9 protein-coding genes are annotated in these 14076 nt (G+C 59.1%); 2 read left to right on the top strand and 7 right to left on the bottom strand.

Going from position 1 to position 14076, the window contains the following annotated elements:
* Positions 1-604 precede the first annotated feature (604 nt).
* From LMTR3_RS30205 to LMTR3_RS30185, 5 genes are all read right to left on the bottom strand, one after another.
* The gene (locus LMTR3_RS30205; protein WP_065748577.1) at positions 605-2260 is read right to left on the bottom strand and encodes a hypothetical protein; all 1656 of its coding nucleotides are present in this window, start codon (positions 2258-2260) and stop codon (positions 605-607) included.
* Positions 2257-3558, bottom strand: coding sequence for a hypothetical protein (locus LMTR3_RS30200; protein WP_141686872.1), 1302 nt, complete (start codon positions 3556-3558; stop codon positions 2257-2259). Before LMTR3_RS30200 ends, LMTR3_RS30205 begins: the two co-directional genes overlap by 4 nt.
* 657 nt (positions 3559-4215) lie before the next feature.
* On the bottom strand, positions 4216-4650 hold the full coding sequence (locus LMTR3_RS30195) for a hypothetical protein (protein ID WP_210184738.1): 435 nt from the start codon (positions 4648-4650) through the stop codon (positions 4216-4218).
* 48 nt (positions 4651-4698) lie between these two features.
* Positions 4699-5553 carry a hypothetical protein gene (locus LMTR3_RS30190; protein ID WP_141686871.1) on the bottom strand — a complete coding sequence of 285 codons (855 nt, stop codon included), beginning with the start codon at positions 5551-5553 and terminating at the stop codon, positions 4699-4701.
* 602 nt (positions 5554-6155) lie between these two features.
* On the bottom strand, positions 6156-6719 hold the full coding sequence (locus LMTR3_RS30185) for a hypothetical protein (protein ID WP_065748573.1): 564 nt from the start codon (positions 6717-6719) through the stop codon (positions 6156-6158).
* Between the two features lie 368 nt (positions 6720-7087).
* Between LMTR3_RS30185 and LMTR3_RS30180 the strand changes: the two genes are divergently transcribed.
* The gene (locus LMTR3_RS30180; RefSeq protein ID WP_065748572.1) at positions 7088-8239 is read left to right on the top strand and encodes a hypothetical protein; all 1152 of its coding nucleotides are present in this window, start codon (positions 7088-7090) and stop codon (positions 8237-8239) included.
* 587 nt (positions 8240-8826) lie between these two features.
* On the opposite strand, the gene LMTR3_RS30175 is transcribed toward LMTR3_RS30180, so the two are convergent.
* Positions 8827-11184 carry a trypsin-like serine peptidase gene (locus tag LMTR3_RS30175; RefSeq protein ID WP_176722027.1) on the bottom strand — a complete coding sequence of 786 codons (2358 nt, stop codon included), beginning with the start codon at positions 11182-11184 and terminating at the stop codon, positions 8827-8829.
* Positions 11185-11205: 21 nt separating this feature from the next.
* On the opposite strand from LMTR3_RS30175, the gene LMTR3_RS38745 reads away from it, so the two are divergent.
* Positions 11206-11529: a hypothetical protein gene (locus LMTR3_RS38745; RefSeq protein ID WP_176722026.1), complete on the top strand. Its 324-nt coding sequence runs from the start codon at positions 11206-11208 to the stop codon at positions 11527-11529.
* On the opposite strand, the gene LMTR3_RS30170 is transcribed toward LMTR3_RS38745, so the two are convergent.
* Positions 11526-14039, bottom strand: a complete 2514-nt coding sequence (locus LMTR3_RS30170; RefSeq protein WP_065748570.1) for an N-acetylmuramoyl-L-alanine amidase — start codon at positions 14037-14039, stop codon at positions 11526-11528. The genes LMTR3_RS38745 and LMTR3_RS30170 overlap by 4 nt on opposite strands.
* Positions 14040-14076 lie beyond the last annotated feature (37 nt).

Genomic DNA, 14076 nt, shown 5'->3' with positions numbered 1-14076 from the left:
TCCTGTTTTCTCGATGCGACCAAAAGAGCGATCCGCCCAAGCGGCAGTGGGGACGTCGGAATCGTTTATTGTTCTGCTGAGCTATAAGCGACAGGCCAAGAGCGCCAGTCTGCTGGATCGAACGGCAGTTTTTGTGCAGTGCGACATTGATGGTCAGCGGCGGCAGCTCGGAGCAGCAGCGCCGTCCGGCTCGGCTGCGTCTTCGCCGACATTACCCGACGTCTTGCTCGAACAACCCCGGCTGTTCGTAAGTTGTCAATTCTGGAAGTATCTGCGCTAGCGTCCGACGTCCCTATCTCCGCAACGCGGCATCCTAGGAAATTGAATAACTTGGCTCAAGCCGAGCGCCCAGTCGCAATACCCTTTGCTATCAGTGTCGCTCGCACTCAATGCCCAAATAATGGGTGCAGCTATCGGGCATGGTCCATACCGAGACCCGCCGGTTCACGCTGGCGGGCTTTCACCTGTTGGAATGCGCATCTGTCGCACTTACAGCAGCGAACGACCAGCGCTCTTTCTGCGTTGGGCAATACATCACAAATCATCTCTGCCGTGAGACACCAGCGCCACTCACTGACGACTCTACCGCTACCGCGCGTGTAGTTCACGGGTTTGCCAGTTCACGACTCAGTGCCAACGCCTTCTCAAGAGAAGACATGTCGGCGACATGCGCGGGCCATAGATAAGCGTACCGGTTTTCGTTGGTGCGGAGCATTGCCGTGCGCCGCGCATGCTCTCTCTCGAGCGACTGCACTCTGATGTCGGCTACAGAGCGCTCAGCAAGGAGCGAACCGCGCGCAGTCAGCAAATCCGATTTCTTCTGCCTTGCATCGAAATACTGTTCGTTTTGCTCGAGCAGGCGCTTCTGAAGGTCGATGTAGGAATTCAGCGCCGTGTTGACCGATTGGTAGGCATCGTGCTTCCGCCGGTTGTAATCCTCACGTACGACTGGGTTGCCACAGTCGGCGATGCCGGCCTCCTCACATGTGCTCCCGAGCCGAGACAATGCGGCGCGCGCCTCGTCGAGAACCTTTCTCGCCCCATCAAAGTCGTCGCGGGCCGCCGTACGCTGCTGGTCGAGACCGTCTAGGCGAACTTGTACGGCCGTCAGGTCAGTGTCGAGGGTAGCTATTTCCCGCGCTATCTCCGCCAACCTGTTCCTTCCCAGGGTGATCTCTTGAGCCATCTTCTCGACGGCCAACGTTTCCTCGTCGAGAGACTTGCGGAATGTCGTAAGCGCGACATTTTCTCCCTCGAAAAGCGATACGAGCGCCAGCAGCTTCGGAAGAACCGCCTCGGCGTCGCTCCTAGCATGGGCTAAAAATGCCTCGCGACGCTCACCGGCAACGTCACCAGCCTTGCCGATCAGACTGTTGAATTGCTGGATGTTCCTTTGCGCCTCGCCGCTGACGCGGCTGGGCCCCGCCTCGTCTTCCGCATCGGCGTAGAACGGAAACAGCACGCGATGAAACGAGAAGCCGCAAACTACGCCGTCCGTACCGATCCCGTCTCGACCTCCGCACGCCTCATCGAAGGACAGTGCGGACAACGGATGGACGCTCTGAACTCTTGTGTCGACGGCAAGAAGGATTTGCGCGACCGAGTCCAGTATGTCGAGGCTCTCGATGCGCTCCCGGACGTAGGCGACCGTCGCTTCGAAATAGTCGCCCAGAAGCGGGTTTTGACACTGCTCCGGGCGGTCCAGGTACAGGATGATCGAGCGCTGGTCCGGCCATGGCCGATCGGTGACTTCCGCGGCCTTCGTGAAATGGGGCGACGCCGCGATCAGCTGTTGAGCTGCTTGCCCTACGGCAACAAGTCGAGCGACCTGGCCTTTGAGACGGTCGAGATGGCTGAAGGTTTTGGCACTCCAGTCGCCGCTCGGCGAGAGAAGCCTGCGGACAGCCTCATACGTCACATCGCCGATCGGAAGCTGAGGAGTCGGCGGCGCCTCAGTCCTCGCCGAAGGCGCTGCGCGGCCAATTGATTTGGTCGCCACATCCAGGATTTCAAGGAGATCGGCGTCCGGCAAGCCGATTGTGATTTTGACGACCCGCCCCCGGGAGAAGGCCATGACCTTATTCGTGGCCTGGAGGCAGGCAATCGTCGCCCGTTCTGCGGGCGACATCATCATGGTATCGACCTCCAATCTGCGGACCGGGGGAAGCGATCCGCCCGGATCCCGTCTCGCCGAGCTTTCCTGAGCATCCGTGCCGGAGTTGGAAAGCATCAGCACGATGGCAAGCAGTAGACGATTCACGGCCTGGTCCTCCGGATCAATTCCTCTATCCGGATGCCGTCGTCCTTGTTGGCCCGATCATGGACGAGCGCGCGAGAAGACCACGACTGCTTCAACCAGTCCTGCAGCTCGAGGCCAAGCTGGTCTCGATCAGCCGCAAGCTTGGCAGTTCTCTCGTCGATAAGCGCGCTCAGCTCGTTGCGCTCGTCGATCTTTACCGTGAGCCGTCTCTCTGCCCCATCAAGCAAACTCGGAATGCCTGACAGCTCCCGTCGCGCATCTCCTATGGCTCGCTGCCGATCGGTTATGGTATCTTGGGCCGATTTGATCCTGCTCCTGATGTCGCTCACGAAGCTTGGATGCTGGACGCAATCCACGTAGGTCGCTCCCAGCGGGCATTTCTCCTGAGCGAGCTGACCCATAAGTCGTTGCTGCTCGCTTATCGTGCTGGACCACGATGAAATATCGCTGTTGAGCTGTCCCTGCCGCTCCCGCAGACTCGCAACTTGGCCATCGAGTTCAACGATGTCCAAATCAAGCGCATTCAGGTCGACGTTCATTCTGCGAATCTGTTCGGCATCCCCTTCCAACGCGGCATGGCGAGCATCAAGCTCTTCCTTGAGGAGTCGCAAACGATCCGCCTCGGCCTGTATCCTAAACGCCTCCTCCGCAAGCGCGTTGCGCAGTCCGGTAGAAGCCGACTCGAGTTCGCCTCGGCGCCGGGCCATGCCCTGTTTGAGCTCGCCCAACCGCAAGCCGACCGTGTTCCAGGCAGAGGTTATCGCTGGGACGTAAAATAGCTCGATACTGACCTGCGGAAATGCCCATGCCTTCGCCCATTCGTAGTTCGGGACCATCGCTGATACCTCGCCAAACAACCTGGCAACGTCGGAGAGGAGTTTGAGCAATTGCGAAAGCTGAGCGTGCTGCGTTTCCAGGAGAGAGAGCGCTTCTTTCCTCTCGATCAGCTCGATGCAGGCGTCGGTAAACACCTGCACCTGAGCCGAATTCTGATTTCTCGCCGCATCCCAGTCTTCGGCGAGAGGCTGCAAGACGGGTAGTGGATTCTCGAAAGGAGGGATTTCGATCGCATTCGCTGCTGCGCGGATTGCGTCAGTTCGCGCAATCAGGTCTTCATCGTCGGCTCCGCCTGGCACCGGATTTGCGACAGCCCCGGTGTCCACTACGGAGGGCACTTCGAGTGCCCAAAATCCCCAGTCAAGCATCTCCATCGTCTGGTCCGAAAGGCTTTGAAGACCCTCGAGCAGCTGCAGAAACTTGACGGTTGTCGAGACAGAGACGGAAGAACGATGGTCCATCGTAGCCTCCCTAAAATCTCCCTCTATGTGTAACAGCGTAACCTTGTGGTTGCAAACCGATCCCCGGCGGACGACCGCCCTTTGCCGCTTCGCGATCGGCTCCTTCGTCTCGTCGATAGGGACGCGGCCCGCGAAAGGCATTCCCGAAACAGAGCCGCTTGGGACGCTTGCGTCAAAATCCCGCAGCGCAAGATTCACCGGCACTTGCAAGGCCGCGGCGGGGTCACCATTCTGTTGTTCGAACGCTTCCGAATACTCCTCTAAAAATGGATTCTATACCTTTGAGTTTGACGAATATTGCGTCGAGTTCTGCTTGCACAAGTGGAACGCGACACTCAACTTCGAATCGGGGGGCGCTCGACTTCAACAATAGATTTCGGCCGGGACCGCCGCAGCGGTTCGACTTCGCGCAGCAACTGCGGTAGAGCCGTGGCATTGGGCGGTCCACGAACAGAAGCTAACATGCGTTCCCATGGCTGAGCGCGCTCTTCGTCGCACGTAGTTCTGCGAGATACGCTAAGAGCGACGCCAACCTTCACCGGAGGGCCGCCCGGGACATTTTGGCACTGAGCCGAAACGACGTGGCAGCTAATGTCTAGTGTGATCGCTTTGATGAGCACTATCGCCACCATCCGTGCTCCGGCGGAAGCACTGCGCTCAGCCGCAACGCGGAATCCCTTGAGCCTTGGCGCTTTCCTCCGACATGGTTCCAACCTTGAAAAAACCTTCGTAGATGCTTACGACGGAGCTGTCGCCTGCTTTTCTATAGCATTTGCCGGACGATGACATGCTCCAAGAGAGCGTCGCGTCCCCGACAGTCCTTCGAAAGTCCAAGACGGAGTTGCAGTGCGTTAGAATGGCCGCGATGTCATCGTCGTGCAACGATGGAACGTTGATTCTCTTGATCAGTGACCGCAATGCGTTCTCGCTCTTCGGCTGAGTGGCTGGGGGCGCCGCATCGGCAGCCTTTCCAGAGGTGCCTTTAGCCGTCGGCTTTTGAGCTTTCGTATTCTTAGAGCTTCCTTTTTTCGCGTTCGCCTTCTGCGCCTTGCGCTGCTTTCCTTTTGACTTCTTCTTGGCTTTGCTTTTCACCGCCTTTGTTTTCCGTGTCGACCTCATCTTTGGCTCCCATCGTTGCGATTAGCGAATGCGAAGTCCGGCTTTGAGCTGCTCATTCAGATGAAACGCCTCGGCGAGGCCTGTCAGGGATCTGCCGTCCGCCGCCAGTGGTCCGAACGTGAACACAATCTGGTGCGTACGCGCCCGGTTGGCGCTGAAAAAGGCGCCGGAGGGATTTACCGAGCCGGTTGTGAATTTCCATGTCGGCGTGATATCGCCTGACAAGGTCTGTTTGATCGAGACTGTCTGCGTGAGGACATTCTTCACGCTGTATATTTTTGCCAGCTGATCTGGGTCACCCGCCACGCCGATCTCGACAAGCTGCGCCCTCGACTCTAGCAGCGGAAGAAGCTTCAAATCGATGTCGACTAGAGGAGAGCCCTCTTTTTCTCCTGTCGGATGTCGACAAGGACGCCGCGGATCGTTCGTTCGGAAGAGCGATGGTTGATACAACGCGGACAAGGGATAGAAGACATTGTATGTGTTTTCGTTGGTCGCGACCGCAGCGCCGTTTATGCCGCCTCCGAGCGTAAACACCGACGATGCCGGCGATACGGGAGCCCATAACCCGGAAGGACTTATGGTGGAAGATTCGGAGACGGTGAGGTCGGTCGCGACTTCCACGCCCCAGTGATCTAGAAAGCCGGTATAGATTCTCTTGCTTCGCCTGTCGCGGGCCGCTTCCCGATCATTCCTGATGGCGACGGTGACCGCATAACTCAATTCGCACACGATGGTGCGAGCAAGCGCGATATTCATGTCCACGACGGCATTGGAGTCGGATTGTGGCCAGTCTCTTTGGCTAGGAATGTACGTACCGCAGGCGGCTTGCGAAACGCAAAGCAGGGTGCCCAGAAACGTCCGAAGCAAATTCATCGGCATCGCCCCATTGCAATTCAGATAAACGACAGCGGCAGCTCCCTCGGAGCGCCAAAGAAATTCGAAAGTGTGCGTGCCCCGCCGAATATCCCAGCGGTTTTGTTCGACGAACGAAAGTTCCTAGGAGACTAGTCCGCGCCAGCTAGGGAGTCTGTCACCGAACTACAACACGACAACAATCTTGGTTGCACGTTCGCGTGACGCCCTTCCACCACCGACCAAGCTTCGCATTGCCGGCGCCGGTGCGGTTTCGCCGGAGTCGAAACTCAGGTTTTGTCAGCCCGCGATATTCCGCAATGTGGACGGGCGTTTCGCCACGCTTTGAGAAGAAGAGTCCGGGATGCTGTTTGCAAAGAATTAAAGCGAAGCAATTCGTCTGAGCGCTGCCGTGTTGATGACTTCGAAGCAGCGCGCCCATTTGGGCGTAGTCCTTACGAGCCTGCAGGTTTGCAATGTAGGTCGATGCCTCGGCGTACACGATGCTCCCGTTCTCTGGGCGCCCTAAATCGATCGGCAGCCGCCTTTTCACCCGTCAGATGCCGCCATCCTCGCGGAGTGATTTCACTCTCGGTCGCTGCCGCGTTTCACCCTATAGCTGGTCATCTGGTCTCCCTGGTCTCAAGCCCAACTTCTTGTCCAGGTAGATCGGAAATCCATTGGCGTAGGCTGGTTGCTTCAGTTCGAGAACTGGATGCATCTTCCTGACCGAGACCGCTGATAGATGCATTATTGCCCGAGGCTCGTTGCGCCGCATGCATGGCGAGAAAGCGGTTGAAGGTCTGCTCGCCGCGCTGTGTGAGGCTGTAGGCCTCGACCGAGCAGTCACTGCCAAGCGCAACGCCCCATTGGTGGAACATCAGGCCCCGCACTATGTAGCCGACCAGCGCTTCGAGGCGTTCGCCGTCAATCGGTATCGCAAGGCAGGGCATCATCAATACCGACTCTTCCGACCATATCCGCTGCTGCCCAGATGCAAGGTCGCGATGAAGGCGCTGGTTTTTGGCAAGGCGTCGGGGAACGTCGTCCGCAAGACTGGCGGACGCCCCGGCATGCCGCCCGCCGAAGGGAAGGACCGACGCGGCATAGTGTTCGAGATCGGCCTTCTTGCTAGCGACGTTGCATTCTGGTTGCGCCTCTTCTGTTTTGTCCACGAGAATAAACATCGTCTATCTTGCTCGTCATGTCTGAAATGGGCAGGTTGAGGGTGATTTTCATATAGCCCTGCCGATCCGAGGCACACAGGACAATCAGGCTTTATCATTCAGCGAAAGCCCCTGAACGAACTGGCACGAAGCAATCCTTCCGATGTGGTGTCCCCGGTACTCAAGTCAGCAAAGAATTTCGGTTCGGCCCATGTCGCCTTTCAGCTCAATGGGCGTCACAGCGGCTTCCGCGTGCGCTAAACCAGTAACCGGTCGAACTATTACCGAGTGTCGCCCGCGGTCTGACCACTTCGAGCAGTTTAGGTACTTCCCAAACCAGATAATTCAACCTAAGCTAGTTGAATTTATGGATTGATCGGGGGAGCACCGTGAGCCAGCCGAGCGACGTCGATCCATCACCGAACCGGGCGAAAATCGCTGTCCGGTGGCTTTGGAGGGTCATTGCCGCGTTCTTTTCTACGATCTGGTCATTTCTTCGAAACTGGTTTTGGCAATTGACCGTCGCAGCCCTCGTTGTTGCGTTTATCATTTATGAAGTGCGTCCGTTCGATGAGGTGAAGCCGCTGCACCAGGAAGATGTGGCGCTTGCCTGGAATCAATCAATCGCTCGGCTTGGCATACTGCCTGTGTTTCCACCTGAGGAGGATTTCCACGTTGGAGACGTCTGGGCGGTTATTTCCGAAGCGGACGACGAAGCAAGTGAAGTGAGACCCTTGCTGGGAAAATCGGTACGCCTGGCTCATATCGATCTTAGGGAGGAATTGGCCGAAGAACATAAAGGGCAGCCCATCTTCGCTGATACGGCGGAGTTTAAATCCGGCGAAGCCTTTCGCCGGCAACCGAGGGCAGAGGTCACATCAAAGGAGCTTAATCCCAAGGAAGTGCGCCTTTCACTGACTGCCTTCCCTGGCATTGCCGTCACTCACAGCACCTCAACCGCGGGTTCGTTTGGAATGAACGTCGCGGGATTTGGGGCCAGCAATCAGCAACAATCGGTGGAAGAGGTACGCATCCCGGTCGCAGAGACGTATGGCGTATCAGCTCTGAAGGCTTTTTACCGCTTGGACGAATGGTGCAGGTCGCCGACGACGAAGATATACTGTAGCGATGAGTTCGTGCGGCGGGTGCTTGCTTTTAGCGTGGGCAGCAGAGTTCAAGATAAGCGCGAGGGTAAATACCTCTCGCGAATCCAGCTCCGGTTCGTCACTAGGGTTTTCCTGACACGAGAGATACAACATCGCAAGCACGTTAACGTCGGACGAGGCGGAGCCGCGCAGACACTATCAGAAGCGGCAGCACCTAACTCTCAGAGGGTTCCGTCAGCAATCGAGAAGCAATCGACGGAAAGCTCACAAGGCGACGCGCAACTTGCGCAGAGCATTGCATCGTCGGCGCGAACGCAGGGCGCCGAAATTATTTCCGCATTTGGCGATACACAGCAAATTCAACTTCGGGAAGTTTTCCAACGGCCGGTAGTATTTGGTTATCGAGCAATCACAATAAGGATTGAACCAAACTGAACTGAGGAGAATGATGATGCGACATTTTCTTCGCTTCCTAGAAGTTAGTGCGTTTGTGTTGGCTAGCTGTCCCGCCTTGGCGCAAGCCCCGCCTGCCGAGCCATGCCCTCCGGAACGAAAAGAGTGCAGCGTAATAAAGTCCCCAATGAAGCCGGCTTCGCCGAACACCGGGACGATCCCGCAGTACAACGCGTCGCAAGAGATAAAAACCGGTATTTCGCCTGGGGACAGGAGCGGAGGAATGGCCGGCGGTGAGAATAGCGAAGTTCGGAAGATTTTGAAGAAACTAAACCCCTTTTAGAAGCTTGGGCTAAGCTACCGCGGTTTCACAAAACTTAGCGGCGGGCAGTCCGGCCTTCAATCGGATCGCGTTCCGTGCAGCGGCTGTCGATCTTGTCCAACCTCCGCTGCCACAGGTGTGTTTGACGACGCAGTTCGAATCGTGTCTGGTGCGCCATCTTTCCACCACTCCAGAACAATGATGGGCACCGAGGGCCCGTTGCGACCCGCTCCTGTCCCAAATGGGGCTGCGGCAAGGTCGTCGTGAGCCCGCCTATACGAAGTGAAGCCAGGGTCCGGCACATTCCTCACGGTTGCGAGGCGTGAAAGGCGTCGAGGGCAGCCTTGATGTTGCGCTCGCGACTGGCCGGTATAGATGTCTGGGCGTGGACATAGCGCGTGCCGCGCAGGATTTCGTCGACCGGAATATCCCGGCTGTAGCCGTCGAGGATATGATCAAAGGGCACCGGACGCCCGCCGTAGTTCGCCCGGACGAAATAGCCGTGCACGATGCCCGCGAGCAGTTTGGCTTGGCGCTCGGCAGTATCGACGATTCCGGCTACGCGAAAGAGGTCGCGATAAAGCGTGCGGCCGCCGACGGTCGTGACAGGCTTGTTCTTCAGCTGGCCGAGATAGAGCGCGTAGTGGAAGAGATTCGTCGCGAGCGACATCAGCCGATCCCATCGTGGAGCGTCCGCGCCGTTCCAGAAAGTGACGTTGGCGGGGAGCGGCAAAAGACCGCGCTCGCCGAGCGAATGCTGAGCTTCCGGATTGACGAAGCCGCCGCTCTTGATCCCCGCCTCGGCGAAGATGATGACCCACAAGTCGACCGGGGTGAGCGGAAGCATGCCGGCGCCATACTGGTTCGTGAGCCGGGCATTGATCTCGGCGCGGAGCCGCGTGAACTGCTCGCGGTTGGTGCTCAGGAAGGTGGGCTTGGTGAGGCCAGCGCTCGTGAGGCCGGTCGCCCAGCCGTCGCCGCTCTCCAACTGAAATTCGGGCACGCCGAAAACGGTTTGGAGGCTTTCCTCCACAGCGCGCTCGCTCGTCGCGGCCTTGGAGCCGCCGAGCGACAGCCGCATGACGACGGGCCGGTTGTCGGCGATCTTCCGTATGAACTTGTCGACCGTTCGCTCCTTCGCCACGTGAAAAAAGCGATACCGCTCCTCCGACGGCGAGAGATCGCCCGTGACGAAGATCCGGTCGATCGGGGAATGCTCCGACCGCAGGTATGAGAAGGCACCGCCGCGCAGCTCGTCATTGGCCGCGAAAGGTGAATATCCGTTGCCGAGAGCCGTCAGATCCCGGGGTTCGAGTGGCGGCTCGGAATTAGTGCCGATAATCCAATCCTTGCCGTTCCCTGACGCGATCGCTTTCCCGATCGCATGCGTAAGAAATTTGGACATGAGCAGCCGGCGGAGTTCGTCCTGGCCGAGGGCCTTGGAGTTGACGGCGACGAGATTGACGGCCGCTTCGGTGGGATATTTCAGGGCACGCAGATGAAAGAGCGCCGGTTCGACCTCGAAGACCGGCTTTGCCGGATCGGGCGAACCGGTTGCCTTGACCGGCCGCGTCCAGGCGCCTTTCATCGAGGCATCCCAGTTGCCGCGCTCGAGCGATACTGAGGACGGCCGCCAGATGACGGCGGTCGCGAGTTGGAGGCGTTGGCCTTCCTCCTCGGCGAACTTGCAAAGGAATTTCTCGCCGAACTTCTCATCAAGCTTCGCAAGGATTCCGTCCACCGCGTCGGCGGGGACCTGAATGAGGCACCAGGCATCGAGGTTGAGATCGGTGATTGCCGTCGCGACGTCGTAGAGCTTGTCGGGATCTTTCGCGCCCTTCAGCCATTGCAGATCCCAAAAGCCGATATCGATGTCCTGGTCGCTCGCGCCATAGAGCTCAATGATGCGCTCTTGGTCAGACGTCGCCTCGACGGCGCGTCCGAGCCCGCCGAAGACTCCGGTCAGCGTGTCGGACCCCTCGACATAGCGCAAAACCTCGGCCGCGCTCCTTGCGTCGGCGCCGCCTTGCGAGATGCGGTGTTCCAGCTCGAGCGCGATCGCCGCGATCTTGATGCCTTCATTGGCGATGTTGATCTCCCGTCCCTCCGTCAGCTCCGGGGAAACGTCGGGAAAATTGGCCTTGAGATCGGCGCCTTCCCGGAAGGCATGATGCAACGCGACCAGCTTGCCGCGGCTGTTGAAGACGCAGGCGCCGGACGATCCGAAATCCGTATCGGCGGCATAGAGAAGGCAGGTTGAATTGATGCCGAGCAACTCGGTGTCATCGAGCGAGGCTTCCTTCAAGCGACCGACCGGGTGATGGATCACAAAGACTGGCTCGCCGGGGCGGATCATGAAGGAGCCGCGCTCTAGCTTGATCGTGCCGAACTGCTTTGATGGATCGTCCGATGTCCAGACGAAAGTGAAATCGAGTCCCCCGCCCGAGACCGGGCTCGTGAGAAACAGTCGCCTCGGATCGAGGCTGAACCGGACGGCCGGTGGTTCGGGTGTCGCAAGCTCGACGAGGAGCTGTTCCTCGGGGACTTCATAGTCGAACTCGATTTCCGCCGCCGCCGCAACTTCCGGGCTATTCAGGACGTGGTGATTGGTAAGAAGAAGATTCGGTGCGACGAGGAAGCCCGTGCCCGTCCATCCGCCGGGCACACGCCTTCCCCGGAAGTCCAGATGGTCTCCGGCCCGGACGACAATCCGGGCGACCGCTCTGCGGTGCTTGCTGAGGAGTTGCAGCAACGCGGCCGGCACCGTATTCCAATGGCCGACACGCGCCTCGAAGATCGCGTTTTCCTTGCGTCGATCTTGCCAGCCAAGCAGCATCTTTGCCGGATCGTCGACCGGCTTTTTTCCCTCGAGGTCTACGAAAGGATCAGCGCTTGTCCACTTGGCAACGAACGGCGCTCGCTCATCCTGCCGAGCATTCTGCGGCTGGTTGTATTTTTGCTTCACGGGGGCCCCCTTCTAACGGATGTCGTCGTTTTGGCGTGGGGCTAACCCTGCCAGTTGGCCTCGTGCCCGCGCGTGTCGATATGGATGAAGCGGCTGTTGATGTAGAGGCCGACGCCGCCCAGGAATGCCGGCTTCGAACGCCGCACCTCCTTCGCCGCGCGATGCCATTCCTGGACGGTGCCACTATCGCAGCGCCAGTCGATCGCATTGAATTTCATGTGGAGGCTCGCGGACTCGCCGCCGATGCAACTGTTGTAGGCTGGGCTTCGGTAACAGGAGAGAATCCGGACCGGAGCGCCGAGACGGCGCCGGATCTCGTCCAGCATCTTTGCCGTGTTGGCGATCCTGGGCCACAGCTCTCTGGGCGGAAGCGTGTTCTTGCCGGCGCAGGATGCGCCGGGCTGATTGCTGGCACCCATCACGAGAAATTCGGCCGGCGAGAAATGTTCGAGTTCGAGCTGATCGATGAATGCCACATAGGTAGCCATGTCGAACCCGCTGCTCTCCACATTGGCAAATACGGGCCGCAGTATCGCGGCGCCGGACTCGAAGGACACGCCGAGCGAGTCGAAATCGAGCGCTGACCCAATGTCGACATAGGCGAATTCACCGCGGTCGTTGCCGCTCTCGTCAGGTCCTGCTGCCGCTGCCTTTTCCGCGTTATATTTCTTCTCGCTCGCAAGAATCTCGCGAATGAAGTCGTCGGACGTTCCTCGACCCGGCTCCGCATAGTCGGCTTCTTCTGCGAGAGCATAGCCGCCGACATGGCGCCCACCCCCATCTCCGATCCCCTCGCCGTCCTCCTGAGCGAGACCCTCCATCGAGTGAGCGGTGCTCGTCATCGCCAATTCGACGGCGTCGCCAATTTGGCCGTCTCCGGCGATCCCAAACGCGCCCTCCAAGCCTGTTCTGAGATAGGCTTCGATTCCATCGGCCAAGGCTGCCGCGATCTTGTCGCGATAGGCGTCCGTCTTGAGCTTCTCTTCCTCGTCCGCCCGGTCCAGGAAGCTGACCTCAAGCAGCACGCACGCCGTCGCCGCTGCGTGTTCGGCCCGCGAAAGAACGCCGAAGCCCGCTTTCTTTATGCCTCCTGGATGGCCGGCATTGCGGTCCCTCAGGCCAAGAGCAGCAACCATCTTGGCCTGGACCGCAAGACACAGCCTTCTCGAGGCATCGCTATGATTCGTATGAACGAAGGTTTCCGTTCCCTGAGCGGTGTGCGTTTCGGATGCGTTGAAGTGAATTGAGACGAAGACAGGCGCATTGCTATTCTTCGCCACGGTGGCGCGGGCCGTCAGCCCAAGATTGCGATCCTGATCGCGCGTCAGCTTGACCGTATGGCCGCGGCTCTGGAGTACGCCGCGGGCGCGGCGCGCGACGTCAATGGTGAGGCTCTTCTCTAGCGTGCCGTCCGGGCCTACGGCATTGTTCCAGCTCGATCCGTCGATCTTGTTCGGCGGAGGAACTCCGCCATGGCCCGGATCGAGCACGATCAGGGCGCCTGCCCCCTCGAACCCCGGTCCGGCTGCATGGGTCGCGGGGAGCGACAGGCCGCCTCCGCGCGCAATCCCGCGCGGAGCGAACGACCTTTCGACGCCGCCGGCGCCGATCCATTCAACGATCGCGGCTCGAAATTCCTGTGCGGCGCGGCCGAATCCGGAATTGGTCGGATGGAGCTCGTCGTGCCAGCTCAGCTCACCGCCGACCTTGCCGCGGAGATCGACAAAAGTGAAGTTGGAGAAGGTCGACTGCAGCCCTTTCAGCTCATCGCTGAAACGGTCGAGCAGGACTTCAATGACCGGCCGCCAAAGGGCTGCCGGGATACCGGCCTTCTTGAGCGGCCCACCGAGCCATTTGCCGCCGCTGATGGGAAAGGGAAGGTCGTAGGCATGGCCGAAGACATGAACCTTCGGGAAGCGGGTCACCAGGTCGTTGAGGATGACCGAATAGTGCCCGAGGATGGCTTCGACGGCGGCCTTCAATTTCGCGGCGTCGAGGAGGTCGCTCGGCTTCTTCCCCTTCGTGAACTTCACCAAGATCTTCTCAAGCGCGCCATCGCCCAGGAGGTCGTTGCCGCCGCCGGACAGCAACAGCAGCTCGGCACCCGTCTCCTCGAGCGCCAGGACATACTCCTTTTCGTTGGCCATGCGCTCGATGAGGTCGCCGGCTGCGCAAAGTGAATAGATCGCCTTGTCCGGGTCGCCGCTCAGATGATCGATGACATCCTCAAGGAGCAGCGGATATTGCCACCAGCTGTCGCCCTCCGAAACGATCTTCATGCCGTTGAAAGCGCCGGCTGTCTTCAGCCGATAGATGACGCGCCGCTTTGCGCGAGCGATCCGATTGGCCCAGGTGAAGGCGAGGTTGCTTTCGAGCCCCTCCTTACCGATCTTTTCACTGAATTCAGGCCGGAGCTGAATTGCGGCATCGAGAGGCCTGTCAGCCTCGACCGCCTTCTCGTAAAGCGTGCGTAGCAACCCATCCAGTGTCGCCAGATCGTTTGCTGCAACTGCTTCATCGACGCGGCGCTGGAGTTCGGCTTCGAAATTCTCCATTGGGCTCCCCTATTCTTTGAACAGTTGGCCTTCTTGC

Origin of the sequence: Bradyrhizobium sp. LMTR 3 (assembly GCF_001693485.1) — a bacterium.
Lineage (GTDB): Bacteria > Pseudomonadota > Alphaproteobacteria > Rhizobiales > Xanthobacteraceae > Bradyrhizobium.
This window is presented reverse-complemented; position numbering and strand designations above follow the sequence as displayed.